This window comes from Mariniflexile soesokkakense (genome assembly GCF_039650365.1).
GTDB classification, from domain to species: domain Bacteria; phylum Bacteroidota; class Bacteroidia; order Flavobacteriales; family Flavobacteriaceae; genus Mariniflexile; species Mariniflexile soesokkakense.
This window is the reverse complement of sequence record NZ_JAZHYP010000006.1, coordinates 156053-178094: the sequence shown is the minus strand read 5'-3', so window position 1 is coordinate 178094 and position 22042 is coordinate 156053. Positions and strand designations below refer to the sequence as shown.

Sequence of the window (22042 nt, the reverse complement as noted above, 5' to 3'; positions counted from 1 at the left end):
GAAAGCAAGAAATTTTGATGTGAAAGGGTTTTAAATGTGAGGAATACTAATTTTATAGTAGTGTTTAACTATTAATAATCAAGAGAATATTTATCGATTAAGCCATTTTTTGAATTCACCAGATTTATCAATACTAACAATAACATCAAACTCGGCAACAGGACTTAATTCTAATTTTACTCGACTTTTAGACCAAACAATCATCTGTTGAATGCTAGCAAAACTAACTATGGCCTGTCTGTTTACACGATAAAAATAATTAGGGTTTAGCTTGTTCTCTAGATTTTCCAATGATTGGTCTAAGAGATATTTTTCATTGTTTTTGGTTACTAATTTCACATAGCGTCCTTCAGACAAAAAATATGCAACCTGATCAATAAGAATGCTTTTTATTTTTTGTCCACTAACTACCATGAACCGTTCTTGATAATCTTCCTTTTGCTGCATTGCCTCTAAAATTTTCTGGACATTAAAGGAATTGGAGTTTGAAATTCTATCTTTTAATTTATCAATTGAAGCTTTCAATTCGTCTTCATCTATTGGCTTTAGCAAATAATCAATGCTATTAAGTTTAAAAGCTTTTATGGCGTATTCATTATAGGCTGTTGTGAAAATAATAGGCGTGTTAATGTGTAGTTTATCAAAAATTGAAAAACTAGTATCATCACCTAAATGGATGTCAAGAAAAATAACATCTACAGTATGTTGTGAAAGCCATTGGATGGCATCTTTTACATTATCAATGATCTTCACAACATTAATATTGAAACTTTCTTTTTGAAGCAAGGTTTCTAAATAGTCTGATGCTAATTTTTCATCTTCAATGATTACAGCTTTCATAATTCTTCTTTTATTAGTGGTAGTTTTACATAAAAAAGGTTGTTTGTAATTTCGAATGTTGGTTCTAACTCCGAGATGTATTTGTAACGAGATATAATATTTTTTACACCTGTTTTGGTAGAATCTTCAGTAACTTGTCTAGGTTGAAGATTATTGGTAACAACCAAGAAAGAATCTTTAGCATTTATTTCTATATGTAAAGGTGATTCTACGGTGATAATGTTATGTTTAATGGCATTTTCAATAACCATTTGTAAAGAAAAAGGGGGTAGGTAATCATTAAAATACTCGGAATCAATGCTAATATTGATTTTTAGATTGGAGTCAAATCTCATTTTTTGTAGATATAAATAAGAGTTAACATGTTCTAGTTCTTCTTTTAACGTAATGAGGTTTTTCTTTTTTAATTCTAATGTGTTTCTGAAAATTTTAGAAAATTCTTTAGTAAACCTTAGAGCTTTCTCCTTATCTGTTTTAATTAGGGATGTTAATGCGTTTAAAGAATTGAACAAAAAATGGGGGCTTACTTGGGTTCTTAAAGTTTCAAATTGTACCAAGATGTTTTCGCTTTCCAGAAGTTGGTTTCTTTCAGCTAGCTGTAATTTTTCTAACCGCAACAACTCATTCGATTTTTTATTTCCCTTATAATTTTGATATAAAACCACAATGGCTGCCAAACATAAAATAGTTACTAATATGAGTATGAGTGCCCAAAATCTATTCTTCTCGATTTCTGCGGTTGCTAATTCTTTTTGAGTTTTTAATAATTTAATCTCATTGGTTTTTAATTCATTTTGAAATTTTTCTTCTATTTCGCTGCTAATCTTTTCATTTTCCAAGGAATATATAGAGTCTTTGACTATTGAATATTTTTCGTAGTATTCAAGTGCACTTTTGTAATCTTTATTAAGTTTATGCCATCTGGCCATATTTTCATAATAGTTTTCTTTGTGATGCGGGTAATTAATCTTTTTTGATGCTTCGCCACCAATGTCTAAATATTTTTTTGCAGTATCTAATTTGCCTTGCTCCAAGTAAATATCACCTAAATTTAAAGCTATCATTGATAGGGCATAGTCGGAATTGGTTTTCTTTTGGCTGGCTAATGCTAACAATCCATATTTTTCACCTAGAGTATTGTTATGTAATTTTCGGTAGGCAATAGATATCCCGTGATAGGAAATAGACACCCCATAAAAATTTTCAATTTTCTTGAAATGAGACAATGCCATTTGATAATACTTAATCCCTTCATTGTAATGTTCCAACTCTACTGAAGAGCTTGCTAAATTGGCATAAATGTTTGTTAAGAGCCTGCTATTATCTTTCTCGGTAATGTTTAAAGCCTGAAGTAAATAATCTTGTGCTTTTCTATATTTTTTAAGATGCATCTGCACATAAGATATATTGAGTAAGCTTATTGATTTCCCCGTATTATCGTTTATGGAATCAAAAATAGCATATGCCTTCAATTCTATTTCGAGGGCTTCACTATTTTTACCCATGAAAGAGAGAGCTGCTCCTTTTGCAAGCAATGAAATGGCGTAATTATTTATATTATTTGTTTTTTTTGCAATAGTGATGAGTGAATCGGCAGTCTTTAAACCTACTTCTGGATTATTTGTTGTTTTCCTAATCATTACGCTCAGTTCTTCTAAGTAATCGGAATGTTTTGCTACTTGAGCGCATGTATTTTTTGATAATAACATCAAAAAAAGTAGCATAAAGCAACCTTTAAATGTTAGATTAGCTAAACTTAGTTTCATGTTGTAACCATTGATAAAGTAACATTTCAGTAATTGATCGAGTTGTGGTATCAAAATTAATTTAAAAAATGAAAAAAAATATATTTTAGTAATGAAAGTGAATTATTTAGTAATGAACATGTTATAAAAATCATTTATTGTATTAAAGTTTACTTTCAATGCCTTTTCAAACTTAAATAATACGATAGCTTAACTATAAAGGAAAACATATTAAAATTACCACTATTTTATCCAAGATTTAATATACTAATAGTTTATGTCGTGACTGTATTTTTGAGGCATAAGAGCTCCCCAGTCTCCCGCAATTCCAGTAATAGATAATGTTCCTTGAGGAACCAAGAAGTTGCTAAAATAAGCTGTCGCATAAGTGATTACAGCGGCCATGTCTGCACCATGTCTTATAATTTTTTGTCCATAAAAAGTTTCTTTGTTATCTGCATTTAGAAAATACACATTTTCAATTTCAACTTTTTTACCTTCATAATTTCCTGAGCGGAATTGAGCCATTGTTATGGTTTCAGCTTCTACAAATATGTTTTCAGAATATTTAGCGAATCCATTTAAACTCACTTGATTTATAGCTTTTTGACCGTTAATGTATGTTCCTGTAGCGTTTGCAAGATTTAACCTTATTTTATCACCTAAATGGAAGATGCTTGGAGTGTTAAATCGTATCAAGATACCAGCTGTTGCATCTTGAATGTATACCGAATTATTATCAGCTGTATTTCCGTTTGATGTTATAACTCCTTCAATTAAATACTCTGCTGGTAAGTACCAATTATTTTGATTTTCGTTAAATTTGGATCTTAATTGTGCAATGGTATTAATAACCCCTGTAGCGTTATCATTCTCCAGAATGGTTGCTGTAAATACTTTGTTTGCTCCAATCTCTAAACCACCTGTAGCCTCAATTATTTCAAATTCTATCGAATAATCGCCTAAAACCAAATTGTCATTTATTGGTGTGATTTTAAAGCTTGTGCTTTGGGCATTTTGATTGAATTCTAGAGATATTTCGTTTAAAACGGGTACAGGTTCAGTTTTAAAATGTGTACCATACACAATCCCTTCGGGCACTATAAGTTTAACTCTAGCATGACTTCCATTGGATACTGTATTTGTAGTATTTAATCCAATTACAATTCCTGTTGAATTACCTTCAGAAACAGTTCCTGCTGCGGTGTCAAAATTTAGTTTGTTACCAGTAGGTATTTGAGCAGTTAGTTTTACTTCAGATGCAATATTGTTTCCTAATGAAAATCCAGTAGTTGGATTTTTTAATTTCAGATTTATCTTTTTCTCTGTAGTTAAATTTTGATTACTGCGATGTACTACAAAACTTGTATCCTTTGTTTTGGGTAGAATTTTAATGTCTATTTTATTATTAATAGCTTGCGGGATTGTTGTATAATCAGTATTATACAAAGCACTTCCAGATAATTCTACTGTAATAATTCCATTTGTTATTGCTTTAGTATTTAATTTTAAATGAATGGTAGTAGAACTCATTCCAGGCTCGATAGTATACGCAGGATTTGCAAATGATATTTTAGATGAATCAACTAGGTAATTCTCTTCATCTTCACTACAGTTTAAAAGTATTAAGCTAAAAAGAAAATAGTGTAATAATCGAATAAAGTTTTGTGTTTTCATTGTGTTTTGTTTTTTGATGTTTTATTTTAAAATTTTCTATCCTACATAGAATTGCAGAAAATTGGTTTTTAATAGAATCATCAGTTCAAAGGAACTAATGATTCTATTTTTTTGATTGTTCGTTTTTTGATTGTTTAGACTCTGATGCCTTAATTTATTTGAAGCAAAAATAGAACGGCTTTGTTGTCTAATTTTTATGTATTGTAATGAAAGGGAATAAAATTGTTGTGAAAGAAAATTAAAAATATCGTTTTTATGTAAGGAACGATGCGTGTTTATGAGCGAGGGTTTTTCGCAGGAACATCAGAAGTTAGCAAACATAGCAACGACCAAACGATTGAATAAAAAAAGACAATGTTTTTTACACGGCTTTGTAAACTGTGCTTTATTCGGTTTTTTTCTTTTTAAAAATATACTTTTTCGTTAAAAAGGTTATTGCTAAAAATATTATTAAAAGGATTATTTTTCCAATTAAATATCCAAACCCATATTCAGTTAATCTTTTAAAATCGTTAGTTAATATTTGGATTATATTAACTAGTAATATTATAGAAATTATTGCTGAAATGTAAAAACTTGTTTTTCTCATCATTATTTTAATCAAAAGAGAGGCAATTTCAAATGGCCTCTCTTTGTTAATTCGTTTACTATTTTGTTACTGTTGTAGTTGTTGGAGTGTAAAGTCCAAAAGTTAAGCCTGAAACTAATCCGTTTACAAATGATTGTCTAGTGTGAACTGTATAATTTTCAGCACCATTTGCCATTTGTTTAGAATCAGAAACTCCTACAGGAGCCAGTCCATAAACAACATAATGATTCCATTTAGTTATTTGTGAATTTCCTTTGGCTCCTTCTCCTACAACACTTGTATAAGAGTAGCAAGAAGATAATAACATTGATAAAGCAAATAATATTGCAATCGTTTTCATTGAATTTTTAATCATTCTTTTTTAATTTAAATTAAACATTTATTAATAATACTCATTTAGAGTTTCGTTTGTGCATTGGTTGCAACTGGCTTATACTATTGATTTTATTTCTTCATAACTTTATAAGTAGTATTTTCAATTTTTATATAATACATACCCTTAGTTAGTTGAGAAAGATCAATACTTTGTGAATTGTCAAGCATACCTGAAATAACAGATTTACCAGTTGCATCAAAAAGATTATATTCTTTTTCATTTAAAGGTATTTTACTAGTAATCATTATTTTATTTGTAGTTGGGTTGGGATAAAAAATCAATGTTTCATTATAAGTGTCTGGAATAGATAAAGCATTATCATTTAATTTTATTATATAGCTGTCCACCATGTTAATAGCTGTTTTTTGTAGGGTTTGTTTAAGTATAGGATTTATATCTATTGTGTTTTGAAATCCTGAGGATAAATAGATGTTTTCAGCCTGATCAATCTTAATAGCACAACTATAAACACTCATAGCACCTCCAAATTTTAATCCGCTTGTGGTAACTCCATTATTTGAAATTTTTAGCACGTAATTCTCGGCACTATTATCTGAAGGGAATTTTGTAAGTGTTATTTGGTTACTGCTAAAACTTCCAGCATAATAGCCGTAAATTAGTGCTTCATCTTGTTTGTTTATCGCCAGTGCCATAGCTGTATTAAATCCCAGGTCACTGCTTAATAGTTTAGCCCATTCATTTTGTCCATTTGGATTTACTTTTACCACGAATGAGTTGTAATACATTCTTAATATATCAGAAGAAATTGAACTGTCAGGAACTTCAAATTGTATTTTTCCACTAAAATATCCTGTCATTATAACAGCTCCTTCACTATCCAAATCCAAATCCATTGTAAAACATTGAAAATCGGTTGTAGCAATAGTATTGGCTTTGATGAAGTTTCCGTCACTATTCAATTGTAATAGGTACAACCCATGATAATTGTCAGGTACGGTCAGGAAGAAATCAACATGGTTATCAGGATTAAAATCGGCTGTTTCGTCAAACAATCCAGAAATATATGTGCTACCATCATTTAATACTTTCATAGTGGTAACAATTCCAGGTCCGCCAAATTGTTTAGCCCAAATAAAATCACCATTTGTACTTAACTTAGCTAAGTAACCTTCGCCGTCTTTTTTGGGTGTTAGAGAGAAAATGGAGGTACTTGGGTCAAAATCTACTGTGCCATGGAAATCTCCAGCAATATATATGTTTCCAAAGTGGTCAAGACCTATACCAGCGGTTTGTTCTATATCTTCTCCCTCAAAGCTTTTAGCCCAAATAAAGTTTCCATTTTTGTCAAGTTTTAGTATAAATACATCTGTTTGTCCCGAAGAAGTAAGAAGAAATGTGCCTGCACCAGAATCAAAATCTACAGTTTCTTCAAATGTTCCAGTAATGTAGACATTGCCTTCTGTATCTGTAGTTATATACTTTCCGCTGTCATTAGCTAACCCACCAATGCTTTTTGCCCATACCAATTCACCATTCTTGTTTATTTTAGAAACAAAAATATCAGCATCAAAGCTATGTTCTAAGATGTAAGAACCTTCAGTAGGGTCGAAGTCACAATTATCATTGTAAAAACCTGTTGAATAGATATTTCCTTCATGATCTACATGTATTTTGTAAACAACATCATGAGATTGGCCGCCATAAGTTCCAGCCCAATTAAAGGTTTGAGCTTTTAAATTGGTGTATAATAAAAGTATTAAAGAGGTTAAAAAGTATATTTTTTTATTCATTTTTAAAATAGTATAATTAAAAGCAATTTTTTAATTGGTATTGGCCCAAAATCTAACAAATCAAAAATACTTGGTAACATTTGCTATTTTATAATTGAAATGTATGAAAGCACGGAAAAAAGTATTGAACATGATTATTTGATACATGAATGGGCAATTCAAATTATTGACTAAAATTTATAGTTGTTTAATCAATAATGGGAGAGGCGAGTTGGTTGAATAGACAGATTATCTTTGATGATTTTTTATTTAGTTATATAAGACTTTATATTTCTAAAATCATTTCATATTGAGAAAATACTTTACTAAGCCCATAGTTTTCAAGAAATTTTATGGTTGCTGAATCGGAACTTTCAATGTTTATTATATAAAAATCTGAAAAATAATTGTGACTCATGTGGTCAAAAAGGAGGGAAGCAATACTATTACGTCGCTTTGTGCTTTCTACCGCAAATTGTTTTATTAGCTTGTTTTTTGGGTTGAAGCATAGATATCCTAAAAGACAATCGTTTTCAAAAACACCTATGGATATATGTGTTTTTGTAACATTATTAATAGCTTGAATGTTGTTTTGCCACGATGGGCTAAAATCCCAAAAGGACCTTATTTTTTTCCAGTCGTCAATCTCAAACTGTTTTATAAGATACTTTGATTCCTGTGGATATTTTTTTACGGTGCCTTTGTAAGAATGAAGTATTCGGTTGGTTTTGAAACCAATAGTTCCATAAATTTTAAAAGCTCTAATATTGCTAGTAATAACTTCTAGTATAATATGTGATATGTTTTCTTCTCTAAATTTAGGAAGGATGTAATTGTACAACTGTGTGGTTAATTGGTAACCTCTTTTATTGGGGACAACACCCGTACCCGCGTTGAAAAATGTTTTTTTTCCTTTAATAATATCAAAACCATGAAGAATGAAAGCAATCAATTTACCATTTTCAAATGCACCAATTGAAAAATTGAGGTTAATTCTATCATTTTCTAATTTATTTTTAAAACTTTCATTCGTAAATTTTAAAGGAATAATATAATCTGAAAAGGCAGAATTAAAAGTATCTAATATAGTATTTAAGTCCGTTCTTTCAAGTGTATTAAATGTTATCATGATTTTACTTTTTTAGGCGGATTAATAAGAGTGTTCCGGAAGTTTTTCAATTAAGTATTTATTGCGTGTAAACATTCTAATGATAATGCCCGTGTTTGGGTTCCGCTCCAGTAAAATGACATCGGTGTATTTTTGTGTAGTTTCTGGTGTCTGCCAGTTAATTACATAACAACCATAATCTTTTGACTCTGTTAGCTTTTTAGTAAGAGATTCTATTGTATTGTAAGTTGTTTGGGATACAAGATTATTATTTGAACCTTTTAAGATAATCGTTAAAGAATCATTCAGTCGAGAGCTATATTCATAGTGCCCTAAATGCCTTAGTGAATCGATTACTCTTGATTGGCTTTCTTCAAAATAATAGTCTGAATGTGATTCGCAACTTCCTAATAATATTGCTAAAAACACGGAAAAATAAAAGCTAAGATTGACCATTTGTAATTCTTTAAATTTTTGTTTTACATCTATAATTTCAAATGCTAATAAAAATATGGGTTGTTTAAATATGTATAAGAAGCCATTGTAATGAATGTGATACATTAAGTCATAAAAGAGAATTACTTGTTTGTAGTATATGCTTTCTTTTGGATGTTTTACAAGAACGGTTTTAATCTATTCATGGTATTATCACCTTTTTAATGGCCGATTTTTCTTGGCTATTTATTTTTACAATATAAATTCCTTTTACTGAGATGGTAATGGTTTCTCGTTTACTATTGCACTCCTTTTTTGACATAATTGTTCTTCCATTCAAATCAAATATGTCTAAAGTATCGATTTTTTCCTCACATAAAATTGTGAATGTTCCGCTTCTTGAAGGTGAAGGAAATATAATAATTTTGAGAGGCATATTGGGTGGGTCTTCATGACTAAGTACATTATTTAATTTAGCATATACACCAAGATTAGAAGCTATATATGTTTTTTGATTGAGCTCCGTCATTGCATAAAAGAGAAAAGGTAAGGTTTCAGTATAATCTCCCCAGCTAGTTTGCGGATTTGCATTGTTGCTTCTACTTTGAAGTTGCGTTGAATTATAATCTCCTAGGATGGTCGCGACATAATTAAAATTAACCCCATTATACAAGAAACGATGTACACCATTTGTTAATTGACTGTTATCATTGTGCCAACTTGCACCACTGTCGTCTGAACGTAGTAAACGATTGCCGTTAGATAATAGGATTGAACTGTTAGTAATTATTGCATCATTAATTGATAATCCGGGGGCGTATGTTGTGCCATAAAAGCTTTCTTCCCAATTGCTTGTATTAGGATTAAACTTGTAAAATGTTCCATTTGAACCTGCAAAAGCAAAAAGGGTACCGTTTAGGGATTTAATTTTGCTTACATTATAAGAATAAGAAGCTAAGTTATAAGTTATATTGTTCCACGTTCCCGATACATTCTTCCATACGCCTGATCCCAAACTCGAAATATGTAGAAGTCCATCGTGCATTTCAAATGAGTTTATTTGTAGTCCTAATAAAGCATGCCTCCAAGAAGAATCAGCGGCCAGTGTTTTGTAATACACGCCATCAGACATGGTTCCTATATACAGCACATTATCAACAACAGTCATACATGTTGGTAAAATTGAAATAGGATGAATTTGTTGTATTTGCCAATTAATTTCATCACTGCTGATATATAAATTATTTTGACTTGCTGCATAAATTTTGTTCTGTGAACTTATAATGGATGAAAATTCAATTTGAGGTAGCCCTTTGGCTAATTCCCATTCTTGAGCAGTACTATTTGTAAAAAATATGAATGTAATTCCAAATACAAACAATTTGATTATCTGATTCATGATTGATTAATTTATTAACGCAAAATTGAGACGATTTGTAATTAACTGAATAGTGAAATGTGATGAAGGTAAATATTTTTGTATCGAATAAATTCGTTTATAACATCAATGAATTTAGTTGCCATCTTGAAACAAGTTAATATCATGTATAGAATCACAAAGTAATTTGACTGTATTCAGAATTTTTAAGATGAAAGTTTTGGACAAAATCAAAACTGGTAAACTTAACAAGAATCAATTAATTAAATTGAATGGCATTGACACTATCATAACATGGTGGTCTTTTGAAAACAATAGTATAACTTGAAACAAACGATGAAATAGAATATATCAATATGCTTTAAAAGAGATATAACAAGTTAAAAGTCTATTCTTAAAAAGGATTTCTATGCTATTGAATTCATACCTTGAATTAAACTAACTGTAAAAAACGGACATAGTATACTATTCGCAGCGGATGGCACGATTTTTACTTTTTTGTAAAAACTTGACATTAGGAAAAACCTAAATTTGTATATTCAACATCTATTTTAAATCTACTTAATGAGCATCAACAAAGAACTGGAGTTAGCTTGGGAATTTGTAAATAAAACAAATCGTTCTATTTTTTTAACGGGTAAAGCGGGTACTGGAAAAACCACGTTTTTGCACCGTTTGAGAATGGATAGTTTGAAGCGTTTGGTGGTGGTTGCTCCAACTGGTGTGGCTGCTATTAATGCAAAAGGGGTTACTATACATTCTTTTTTTCAGATGCCTTTTGGCCCTATTTTGCCTGATACGGATTTGAATGCTTCTAAAGGTTTTAATAGGAAATTCAGCAAAACTAAAATCGATATTATTAAATCTATGGATTTATTGGTTATTGATGAGATTAGTATGGTTAGAGCCGATTTATTAGACGGTATTGACAGGACGTTGCGCCGTTTTAGAAATGGAAATAAGGTTTTTGGTGGCGTACAGGTATTAATGATTGGCGATTTGCAACAGTTATCACCAGTTATTAGAGATAATGAATGGGAGTTGTTAAAGCCCTATTATAAAAACGTATTTTTTTTCAGTAGTCATGCCTATCAATCATGTAATGCAATATCTATTGAATTGAAACATATTTACAGACAAGAGAATCCCAAATTTATAGAAATACTTAATGAAATTAGAAACAATATCCTTTCTGATGCTTCAGCTAAAGAATTAAATAAACGCTATATTCCTGATTTTACACCAGAGCCGGACGCTGGTTATATATCATTAACAACACATAACAACAAAGCGGAGGCTACTAATAGTGCTGAACTGGCTAAATTAAAAACAAAGACTTTTACTTATAATGCTGAAATTGAAGGTAAGTTTCCTGAGTATTCTTACCCAAATAGCGATAAGCTTGAGCTAAAAGTAGGAGCACAGGTTATGTTTGTAAAAAATGATAGCGCACCGGACAAACGTTATTTTAATGGAAAAATCGGGAAGGTTATTCATTTAGATAAAGATGAAGTAGTGGTACATTGTCCTGATGATGATTTTAATATTGTAACCACCCCAGAAATTTGGGAGAATATTAATTATTCTGTAGATGCCGAAACCAAAGCCATTTCAGAAGAAAGAATTGGTGCTTTTACCCAAATGCCTTTACGTTTGGCTTGGGCTATTACTATACATAAAAGCCAGGGTTTAACCTTTGAAAAAGCTATTATTGATGCCCAAGGCGCTTTTGCCCACGGACAAACTTATGTGGCGTTAAGTAGATGTAAATCTTTAGAAGGATTGGTTTTGAAAAGTGAAATTAATTCAAACCAAATAATTAGCGATAGCCATGTTATTTCATTTAATAAAAAAGCAGAACAAAATGAACCTGACGCGTCTGTTTTAGAACTTTCACAGAAAAACTTTCAATTAGATTTGATTTTTGAAGTGTTTGATTTTTATGAGTTTTTATATCCCGTAAACCGAGTTTTAGATATTTTTTATAAGAATAGAACGATTATTCAAGGGCAAATTGAAGCACCACTATTAACTATCAAAAATACGGTAACAAATCTTTTAAAAGTGAGTACGGGTTTTAATACGCAGTTGAAACAACTTTCAAAAGACGACGGACTTCCCGAGTTAAGGACTGATATTCAAGAACGTTTTAAAAAAGCTATTAGTTATTTTAAAACAGAAACTGAAACACATTTAGTTTCATCTTTAAAGATTTTTAATTTTACCACCGATAATAAGGCTGTAGGGAGCGACATTACAAAAAGTATCGATAGTTTTGAAGAGTTATTGCAATCTAAAATATTGTATTTTAATAATTTGTACCAAGGATTTTCTACAAGTAAATTTTTAGAACTCAGAGTCAAAGCTGTATTTCTTTCTAAAGAAGTTCCTAAAAGACCTAAAAAAGCAGTTGTTGATGGTGCCACAAATGTAGAATTGTTTGAACGCTTAAGAATTCTTAGAAATGATATAGCCCAAGAAAATGATTTAATTCACTACCAAGTTTTTGCACAAAAGGCATTATATGAAATATGTGAAACGTTGCCACTTACCAAACAAGAATTGAAAAAAGTGAATGGTATGGGCGATGTGCGTATTAAAAAATATGGCGATGCTATTTTAAAAGTGATTAGAGCTTATTGCGATGAAAATGGTATAGAAACTTCTACCGATGCAGATATTTTTGAAACTGAAAAACCTAAAAAAAAGAAAGTAGACACCAAAAAAGTATCTTTAGATTTGTTTAAATCTGGTAAAAATATTGAGGAAATTGCGAATGAGCGTGAACTTAATGAAAACACCATTTTCGGACATTTGGCGAGTTTTGTAGCTTCGGGAGAAGTCTTGGTTTCAGATTTAATGACAAAGGAGCATTATGATGAATTGTTAGAATTAATTCCTAAGAAAACTTTTGAGAATCTATCAGATTTAAAAAATCAATTGGATGATAAATACAGTTATGGCGAATTAAGGTTGGTTTTAGAACATCTAGCATTAAATATAATTCACAAAAAATAATATGTTTTTTATATATGTAAGGAAATTGATTGAAAAAGACTAATGCCTAAGTTCAAATTATTTAACTACATTAGTAAACCTATGGACGTTATTATAAAATCTTCGCTACATACATTAAAAAAAGCTAAGGCTTTATTAGAAAATTTGACAGACGATACTCTGTGTAACAAATCAGTATCACCATATTACTCCAGTATAGGAACCCATATCAGGCATATTTTAGATTTTTACGATTGTATATTCAGTATCAATTTAGAAAATAAGATAGATTTAACAGCAAGAAGTAGAAGTAAAGAAGCAGAAACATTATGTTGTAAAGCTAAAATGTATCTAGATTCAACTATGGAAAAACTATTGAATTTTGAATTAGAAATGAAAGATTTTATTTTAGTTACAGACGATTTAGGTTTAGGTAAAGTTGAAATCACGTATAGTTACGGAGCGTTGTTTTCGCAGGCTAATAGCCACACCATACACCATTACGCCATCATAAATTATATATTGGAAGGTTTAAGTATTTCGATAAAAGATTCAGATTTTGGACTGAACCCTACAACTCCCAAACAAACAGCTTTAAACTAATAGTTATTTTTTAAACATACTGCTCATTATAATGCGTAAGCCCTTAAAAATTAAAAATACAGCCATAGCACAAATTAAACTAGCTATAATTAATAAGGGAATATAAAGGGAGTTTTCTTTATCAGAAAGTGCCATTGTCATTAAAATTGGTCCAATAAATAAGCTTAATAAAGCGAAAACTAATGTTTTTATGCCTTTTATAAGTATTGTTTTATCAGTTCTTTTAGTTTCCATTTTTATAATTTTTAATTGCTGTACGTACGTTTTTGTGTGTGTTTAAAAGATTTTTTGCTTCTTCTTCTGGAATATTAAGTTCAGCCATTATCATTTTAGTCCCTCTGTCTACTAGTTTATTATTGCTTAACTGCATATCAACCATTTTGTTGCCTTTAACATGACCAAGCTGAACCATTGTGGTTGTAGTAATCATATTAAGAACTAGTTTTTGAGCAGTTCCGGCTTTCATTCTAGAACTTCCAGTTACAAATTCAGGACCAACAATAACTTCAATAGGATATTGAGCAGTTAGCGAAAGCGGACTGTTTTTATTACAAGTAATACAACCCGTAATAATGTTGTTATCGTTACATGTTTTTAAGGCAGCAATAACATAAGGAGTAGTGCCAGAAGCTGCAATACCAACAACAACATCTTTATTGGAAATTTGATATGCTTTTAAATCTTCCCAACCTTGTGTGGTAGAATCTTCGGCAAACTCAACAGCTTTTCTAATAGCCGAATCGCCTCCTGCAATTAAGCCAATTACCAATTCGTGGGAAACACCAAAAGTAGGCGGACATTCAGAGGCATCTAAAATACCTAATCGCCCACTGGTGCCAGCTCCCATATAAAATAGGCGACCGCCTTCTTTTAATTTTGAAACAATAATGCTAACTAAAGCCTCTACTTGTGAAAGAGCTTTTTCAACTGCTAGGGGTACATTTTTATCCTCATTATTAATGTTACTTAATAATTCTGAAATGCTCATCTTTTCAAGATGATTGTAGTTTGAATCTTGCTCGGTTGTTTTTGTAAAATCCATAATTCAAAAGTATGAATTATTGCTCGATTTTAGTCAAAAAGAATATTCTCAACCTCTAATTTTTTATTATTGATAAAATCATATAGTGTTAACTGTCTTAAAATGTAATAATCTTGCCAAAATTTTTCGAGGGAGTTTAAATATTGTAAAACCGCTTTATCTTTTTCCTGTAAAGCAATATTTAAGTCGGTAATGGTTATTTTGTCTAAAACATATCTTTTTTGTGAGATGTCATAACGTTTAATGGCAATTTCTTTTGCTTTTTCTGCTGTTGCTAAAAAGTCTCTTTGGTTAGACCAATTTAGTACGTGCAAATAAATTTCTTGTTCAAAAGCCTGTTTTTCTTGATCTATATTATTGTTGGTTAAGTCTAAGTCTGCTTCAGCCATTTTACGTTTCGATTTTGAAACACCCCAATCAAAAACCGGTATACTAACAGTAACAGAAACATTTTGTTGCTTATTATAGTTGTTAAAAAGGTTGTCAAAGTCATTTCCATTTTGAGAAATACCAAAATTAGCTGCAACACCAAGTCTTACCCGATTATTGCCTTTTTGAAAAGCGAGTTCTTTTTCTGCTTCTAACCGCTTTCTTCTAAATTCTATAACCGCTTTTCTGTTCGATTGAGCTTCTTCTAAAGCTTTATCGATATTTACGTCAAAAAGAGGTAGTTTATCGGGAATATCTAATAGTATATTTTCGGTATCTAACTCTAAATATCTGGCTAAATTTTGAGAAGTTCTTTTTAGTTCTATGGTATTGGTAGTCACAATATTTCGAGAGTTTAGTAAAGTAAGTTCTACTTGTAACAATTCGTTTTCTGCAATTTTTCCAATTTTGAATCGTCCTTGTGAAATTTGATACAGTGTATCTTGATTAGATAGATTTACTCTAGCTATTTCCAACTGCATTTGTGCTTTAAGTAATTGAAAATACCTTTGGCAGGTTGTTACAGATATATCCTCCATTTTTTCAATAAAATCCCTTCTTGATTCTTCATAAATTAAAGGTTCAATTTTTTTGTCCCATTTGAAAGGGTTGTAAAACAGTGAATTTTGATAATATCTTATGGAAAAAGGAACTACAGAGTATCCAATGTTATCATCAAGTCCAAACAATTCAATGCGTTCTAAATTAGAATTTAAAGAGAGCGTTCCTCCTGTATAGGGGATGTTTTGGGCTATAGATAACCCGCCTTCTAAAAGTAATTGATCCTGATTTACAAAAACATCTTGACCTTCATCATTCGTTATTCTACGAACCGCTTTATTGTATTCGGGTAGGGTTGCATTAAATCTTAACTGAGGTAAAAAACTTGCTTTGTAATTTCTAAAGCGCCAATAGTTTGATTGATTTCTATTTAAAGTAGTTTTATAATCTGGTGATTGTTTTTGAGCTAAATTAATGGCTTCCTTTAAAGTGATTTTTTGTGATTGTGAAAACGTAATACAAGGTAAAATCACTATTAATATGAGCAATGTTTTTTTCATCTCTTTGGCTTTGCGTTAATGGTATTGTGCATCATTCAGATCTCAGTGCTTGAATAGGCTTTTTATTGGCTGCTGCTTTTGCAGGAAATATGCCGAAAACGAGCCCTACAATAACAGCAATAAAAAAGGAAATTAATATGGAGTTTAGCGATAATACGGTTTCTATTCCTGAAACTATTTCAATAACATAAGCGCCGATTATGCCGACAATTATACCAATAATACCACCACCAACACTAATTAAAACGGATTCTGATAAGAATTGTAAAATTACATCTTCTTCGGTAGCACCTATTGCACGTATAATGCCTATTTCCTTGGTTCTTTCCAAAACGGAAGCAAGCATAATATTCATTATACCAATACCTCCAATAAGTAATGAAATACCAGCAATAATACTTAATACAATATTGAATATTTGTTTTGTTTTTTGTTGTTGTTGAAGTAACTGAATGGGGATGGCAATTTCAAAATCCAAAACATCATTATGTCGTCGTTTAAGTAACTTACTTAAAACCTCTGCCGTTGCTTTTAATTCGTTTGAGTTATGAACTTGAATGGTTAGTTTATCAATTTGATGATAATTACCTCTTGCAATTCGCTTTTTAGGACCATTTTGATTGTTATTATTAACATCTAAGTCATCGGTTATTATTTTTCTATCTCTATAACGAACTAAAAATGTTTTTAAGGGAATGTAAATATCCTGGTTTAAATCTCTGATACCTAAATCTTCTTGCGCCTTATCAGATATTAATTTTTCTTCAATAACACCAACAACTTGCAACCAAACATCTTTAACTTTAATTTGTTTGCCTAAAGCACTTTCGCCAGTAAACAGTTTTTTTTCTACTTTTTTACCAATAACGCAAACTGGAAGTGCGTTGTTTATTTGATGCCTTGTAAAAATCTTGCCTTTTTCTATATGAACATTAGACACTTTAAAGAATGTGGGTGAGACACCAATAAGCTTAACAGAATTTTGCTTGCCATCATTAATAACGTAAGTATCTAAAATTATTTCTGGGCTTACAACTTTTACACTGGGTATTGTTTTAGTAACACTTAAGGCATCTAACATGTCTAAACCCTTGGAAAATTTTTGAGACTCATTATTTGTAGTTTCCTCATCACTTTCGCTTTCAGTTTCATCTTCAATATCTGGTAAAGGGGTTACAACAATATTATTAACGCCAACCAATTCAAGTTGAGATAAAATTTCTTTTTCGGCACCATTTCCAATGGCAAGCATGGTAATTACCGATGCCACTCCAAAAATAATACCCAAAGCCGTTAAAAACGTTCTTACTTTATTAGTTTTAATAAACCAATATGCTTCATTAAAATTAGATTTAAGTTTTTCTAAAAGTATTTTGTCTATCATGTCTTACTTTAATAGTGTTATACTTTTTTCTTCCATATCGGTAGGTGCATTTAAGTAAACAACATCATTTTCATTCAATCCTTTTTTTATAATAACAACTTCATTGTTGGACAAACCTAACTCTACCTGTTTTTTTTCAATAGAATAACCAGATTTTACGTAGACATAGCTAATGGAATTTTTTGAAAAAATAGCTTCTAATGGAACCATTAACACATTGTCTTCTTGATGCGTTAAAATTCTATTGGACGTAGTCATACCTGGTCTAATATTTTTATTTGTTGAATTAAGCTTAATTAATACTTGAAATAGTTTAATGTCAGATCCTCTTTTGTTTTCACCAACATTGGCCACCTCTGTTACAACACCGTCTATTTCAATATCAGGAAACGCATCAAAACCAATTTTTACTTTTAAATCCTTTTTTATCTTTCGTATATCAATTTCATTACTATAGGTTTTAGATTCCATTTTAGTTAAATCAGGTAAACTAGCCAGTGCGGGTTCCCAAGGAGATATCGTGGTGCCCACTTTCTTTTTATTACCATTCCAGTCTTTAACATAGGTTACCATGCCATCATCTTCAGAGTATACCGTGAACTCCTTTTGTAAATCAATTAATTCTTCAATGCGTTGTTTTATTTTAGAGACTTCTGTACCTACTTCAATCATTTTCGCATTGGCTTGCCTTTTTTTAATAGAGTAATCTTCCTTTTTCTCTTTTAATTCACGTTCAAACTTTTCAATTTTAATTTCTAATTGTCGAATCGTTGCTGGCGGTTCATATATGGAACGTTTTAGTTCTAATTGATTTTCTTCAATATTGAATAGAAGGTCTTTTATAGCGGTTCGCTCTTGTTTTAAAGTTAGGGTAGTGTCAAGTTGCTGTAATGTGTATTTTGATTCGGCACTCTCTAAACTTAGTTGGGCATCATTCATTTTACTGTTTACTTCTGAAGCATCAATTTTACCAATATAATCACCTTTTTTTACTATGGTGCCTTCAGGGACTAAATCTTGTATTTTTAGCTGATAGATATTGAAACGTCTCGCATTAATAGGACCATTGATTTCTTTTGAGCTTGTAGATTGTGCTTCTCCAGAAATGATAACTTCGTTTATGTAAGTACCTTTTACAACTTTTGTTGTTAATAAAACGTCTTCGTCACTAGTGGAACCGAAAAATGAATAAATAAGAATTAAAACAACGATTCCGCTAAAAATGAAGGCTAACCTTTTTTTATTCATAATAAATGATTTTTGATTGAAGAAAACTTTAATTTAGCTAAAAATAACTTTTGTAGGATTTTTTATAGTTAAAATTCTCATAAAGTTAATTATTTTTTTTTGACCAATAAGGATTTAATTGAATAACAAGCTGTTATTGAGTGATTTATTATTTGACTTCATAGTTGTAAATAGAAACTTCCGAAGCTCTAAAATATCCTAATGGATAGTTGTTAGGGTTGGTTTCGTTTTTGCAGTTACCTCTTAATGTTGCTGGTTGAACTTCGAAAGGGCCACCCGATTCGTCTTTGCTTTGCTGTAATAAAATGTTCATATATTCGTAAAAACGTTGTGAGATTCCATGGTTTTGTATAAATAATTTACTTCCTGTTTTAAGGTTTTCATTGGTATGAAATGCAAAAATTTGATTTCCATCGGTAAATTCATCATCATAAACATCCAAACTTACTCTACTTAAATCTGAATTGACAAACTCAAAAAAATAATAGTTTTTAATATTTTTCGGGTCTGTATAAAAAGCTTTTATTTCGGTTTCATTACCCGAAAAACCTGCATTATTTTTTTGTTCTACTTTGTCGATAGAAACAACAGGCATGAGGGTTTCTGAAGCAGTATAAATCTCGTTTTCGTAAACTATTTTAAGGCTGTAAACCCCATTAATTACAGCAATAAATGATTGATTTCTATAGATGCCCGTATCGTTTTCTTCAATAAAATTAAAGGTGTTATTGTTGGTGTCGGTTACGGTTACTGTAGCTCCTGTAGCTGGTAAAACATTAGTGCTGTAGTAGGGAACTGTTTGTGTTAGTTTTATTAGTTGGTTATTTCCGCTAGTATTCTTGTACCAAGTTAAAGATGCATCTATAACAAGTCTAGGTTCTGTTGTTTTTAAATTTAATTGAATAACATCTTCGCATGATATTAAAAAAAGGCAGCATACTATATATCTTATTTTTTTCATTTTTTAAAACTTAAAATTGTATGATATAGATGGCACAATACCAAAAATAGATAATCTGTAGGCTTCGTTTACACTTGTATCTTCATTTTGTCCAAAAGATATGGAAGCGGCATTTTTCCTATTGTAAATATTATAAATGCCAAAAACCCAATAAGATTGCCAACCTTTGGTTTTTTTTGGTTTTGGGGTGTAAGTTACCGAAGCATCTAATCTATGATATACTGGTAATCTATCAGAATTCCTGTTGTTATAATTGGGGACGGTTATACCATTGTAAGTATATTGTCCATTTGGAAACGTACTTGGTTGTCCTGTTTGAAATAAAAAATTGGTGTTAATTTTTATTTTTTTATTTAAATCGTAGCTACCTGTAAAGGAAATATCGTGTGTTTTGTCGTAAGGCGTGTTATACCATTCACCATTGTTTATACCTGTTTCAGTGTTGGTTCTACCTTTTGTTTGTTGCTCAGATTTTGATAGGGTATAGGCTAGCCAACCTTTAAACTTACCTTCGTTTTTTCTTAAAAGGAATTCTAAACCATACGCTTTAGCTTCACCATTTAAGATAACCTGTTCTATGGCATTATTAGCAATTAAATTGGAGCCGTCTATATAATCTATTCTGTTTTTTACTGTTTTGTAATAGCTTTCAAGTTCTAAAGAATACCTATTGTTTTTAAAATTATTAAAATATCCTAATGCAAATTGATTGAGCAATTGTGGTTTAACATATTTGCCACTTGGTGTCCAAATATCCAACGGTGTAGGAGAACTTGTGTTCGATAACAAATGCAAATATTGACTCATTTTATTATAACTCATTTTAATGGAGTTGTTTAAATTAATTTGATAGGCCAAAGACAAACGGGGTTCTATGTTGAAAAAACTGGAGATAACATTACTTCGATTAAAAGACTCTGTTCCTATAGGATCTGCTTTTTCATAAATTTGAAAATCTTCATTAAAAAGAACAGCTTTATTGTTTTCATAAATATTCAATTCATCTTGACCTAAACGAAGGAAGGAACTCAACCGAAACCCATAAGACACGGCCAATTTATCCGACACTTTATGTTCAGCATCTACATAAACGGCGTTTTCTAAAGCAAATTTATCAATAAGTTTAAAAGGATTTACTCCCGAAGTTTCCGATGTTGGGTTTATATCGCCCGGGTTGAACTTATAATAGATACTGTTTAGACCATATTGTAATTTAAACTTATCTGAAATATAATGCTTAAAATCGTATTTTAAGTTGAAGTTTTTAATACCCGAAACCCAATCGAACTCCACGAAACTTAAATTCAAACCATAATAATAATCAGAATAGATTATCGAAACATTTGAAAAGAGTCTGTCTGAAAGTAAATGATTCCATCTAAAATTTAAAACAGTATTACCGTAAGTATTACTAAAACTTTCACTAATTCTGAAAACATCACGTCCAAAATAGCCTGACAAATAAATGCTGTTTTTATCGTTTAGTTTATAGCTTAATTTGGTGTTTAAATCGTAGAAATATGCAATGTTATTATTATCAAAAAGGGGTAAAAATAGGTGGGCATAACTAGACCTACCGCCAAACAGGAATGATCCTTCCGATTTTTTTAAAGGCCCTTCAATAAGCAATCTGCTAGATACTAATCCTATACCGCCATTGGCATGAAATTCGTTGCTATTTCCATCTTTTTGATAGATATCTAAAACAGATGACACGCGGCCACCATACCTAGCAGGAATACCTCCTTTATATAGTTTTAAATCTTTGATGGCATCTGGGTTGAAAACCGAAAAGAATCCGAATAAATGTGACGAGTTAAAAATAGTTGCTTCATCTAGCAGAATTAAATTTTGGTCTACAGAACCACCACGCACATTAAACCCCGAAGCACCTTCACCCGCATTGGTTACACCAGGTAATAAGGTAATGGCTTTAATAATATCTGCTTCCCCCAACACAACAGGGATTTCTTTTATACTGCTCGCTGTTAAGCGATTTACACTCATTTGTGGCGTTTGAATGTTTAATTTTTCAACGTTTTGGGTGACAACTATTTCATTTAAATTTTCTAATGAATCCGATAAGCTAAAATTTTTAGTAAGGTTGTTTGATAGCGTAATGGTGTCACTTTGTGAAGCAAAACCCAAATAGCTTATAATAACTTTATAAGTACCTTGTGGTAAGGTAATAGAATAGAACCCATACTCATTGGTAGTGGTGCCGGTTTTTAATTCAGGAAAAATAATACTAACACCTATAAGGGTTTCATTGTTTTTATTTTCAGAAATAACGCCTTTTAAAGTGAATTTATTTTGAGCGTTTGTAGATATATTGCTAAAACAAAATATAAAAAGAAAACATAATATTATGTTTTTCATTAAAATGCTTTTTTTATAAAAGTATAAAAAAAAGCTCCTTAAAAGGAGCTTTTTAAAATA

At 30.8% G+C, this 22042-nt stretch carries 17 protein-coding genes; 2 read left to right on the top strand and 15 right to left on the bottom strand.

Annotated features, from left to right (window positions below; genetic code table 11):
- Positions 1 to 90: 90 nt before the first annotated feature.
- The 8 genes from VP395_RS12840 to VP395_RS12805 form a co-directional block, all read right to left on the bottom strand.
- Complete coding sequence (locus tag VP395_RS12840; protein ID WP_346242417.1) at positions 91 to 840, bottom strand: LytR/AlgR family response regulator transcription factor; 750 nt, start codon at positions 838 to 840, stop codon at positions 91 to 93.
- Positions 837 to 2564, bottom strand: coding sequence for a tetratricopeptide repeat-containing sensor histidine kinase (locus VP395_RS12835; RefSeq protein WP_346242416.1), 1728 nt, complete (start codon positions 2562 to 2564; stop codon positions 837 to 839). The genes VP395_RS12840 and VP395_RS12835 overlap by 4 nt, the downstream gene beginning before the upstream one ends.
- A 288-nt stretch (positions 2565 to 2852) precedes the next feature.
- On the bottom strand, positions 2853 to 4262 hold the full coding sequence (locus VP395_RS12830) for a DUF5689 domain-containing protein (protein WP_346242415.1): 1410 nt from the start codon (positions 4260 to 4262) through the stop codon (positions 2853 to 2855).
- 647 nt (positions 4263 to 4909) lie between these two features.
- Positions 4910 to 5191, bottom strand: coding sequence for a Bor family protein (locus tag VP395_RS12825; RefSeq protein ID WP_346242414.1), 282 nt, complete (start codon positions 5189 to 5191; stop codon positions 4910 to 4912).
- 104 nt (positions 5192 to 5295) lie between these two features.
- Positions 5296 to 6978, bottom strand: coding sequence for a T9SS type A sorting domain-containing protein (locus VP395_RS12820; RefSeq protein ID WP_346242413.1), 1683 nt, complete (start codon positions 6976 to 6978; stop codon positions 5296 to 5298).
- 265 nt (positions 6979 to 7243) lie between these two features.
- Positions 7244 to 8086: a GNAT family N-acetyltransferase gene (locus VP395_RS12815; protein ID WP_346242412.1), complete on the bottom strand. Its 843-nt coding sequence runs from the start codon at positions 8084 to 8086 to the stop codon at positions 7244 to 7246.
- Positions 8087 to 8107: 21 nt separating this feature from the next.
- Entirely contained in the window at positions 8108 to 8521 is a 414-nt protein-coding gene (locus tag VP395_RS12810) for a hypothetical protein (RefSeq protein ID WP_346242411.1), read from the bottom strand.
- Positions 8522 to 8702: 181 nt separating this feature from the next.
- On the bottom strand, positions 8703 to 9899 hold the full coding sequence (locus VP395_RS12805) for a T9SS type A sorting domain-containing protein (protein WP_346242410.1): 1197 nt from the start codon (positions 9897 to 9899) through the stop codon (positions 8703 to 8705).
- Positions 9900 to 10442: 543 nt separating this feature from the next.
- On the opposite strand from VP395_RS12805, the gene VP395_RS12800 reads away from it, so the two are divergent.
- Both VP395_RS12800 and VP395_RS12795 read left to right on the top strand, forming a co-directional pair.
- Positions 10443 to 12896 (top strand): helix-turn-helix domain-containing protein, encoded by a 2454-nt coding sequence (locus tag VP395_RS12800; RefSeq protein ID WP_346242409.1) that lies wholly within the window; start codon positions 10443 to 10445, stop codon positions 12894 to 12896.
- Between the two features lie 81 nt (positions 12897 to 12977).
- Entirely contained in the window at positions 12978 to 13478 is a 501-nt protein-coding gene (locus tag VP395_RS12795) for a hypothetical protein (protein ID WP_346242408.1), read from the top strand.
- A gap of 3 nt (positions 13479 to 13481) precedes the next feature.
- Here VP395_RS12795 and VP395_RS12790 read toward each other — a convergent pair whose 3' ends face one another.
- The 7 genes from VP395_RS12790 to VP395_RS12760 form a co-directional block, all read right to left on the bottom strand.
- Positions 13482 to 13712, bottom strand: coding sequence for a DUF6095 family protein (locus tag VP395_RS12790; protein WP_346242407.1), 231 nt, complete (start codon positions 13710 to 13712; stop codon positions 13482 to 13484).
- Entirely contained in the window at positions 13702 to 14520 is an 819-nt protein-coding gene (gene murQ / locus VP395_RS12785) for an N-acetylmuramic acid 6-phosphate etherase (RefSeq protein ID WP_346242406.1), read from the bottom strand. Before murQ ends, VP395_RS12790 begins: the two co-directional genes overlap by 11 nt.
- A gap of 29 nt (positions 14521 to 14549) precedes the next feature.
- Entirely contained in the window at positions 14550 to 16010 is a 1461-nt protein-coding gene (locus VP395_RS12780) for a TolC family protein (RefSeq protein ID WP_346242405.1), read from the bottom strand.
- 31 nt (positions 16011 to 16041) lie between these two features.
- Entirely contained in the window at positions 16042 to 17394 is a 1353-nt protein-coding gene (locus tag VP395_RS12775) for an ABC transporter permease (protein ID WP_346242404.1), read from the bottom strand.
- Between the two features lie 3 nt (positions 17395 to 17397).
- Positions 17398 to 18642, bottom strand: a complete 1245-nt coding sequence (locus VP395_RS12770; protein WP_346242403.1) for an efflux RND transporter periplasmic adaptor subunit — start codon at positions 18640 to 18642, stop codon at positions 17398 to 17400.
- 148 nt (positions 18643 to 18790) lie between these two features.
- Positions 18791 to 19603: a DUF4249 family protein gene (locus VP395_RS12765; RefSeq protein WP_346242402.1), complete on the bottom strand. Its 813-nt coding sequence runs from the start codon at positions 19601 to 19603 to the stop codon at positions 18791 to 18793.
- Between the two features lie 3 nt (positions 19604 to 19606).
- The gene (locus VP395_RS12760) at positions 19607 to 21982 is read right to left on the bottom strand and encodes a TonB-dependent receptor (RefSeq protein WP_346242401.1); all 2376 of its coding nucleotides are present in this window, start codon (positions 21980 to 21982) and stop codon (positions 19607 to 19609) included.
- Positions 21983 to 22042 lie beyond the last annotated feature (60 nt).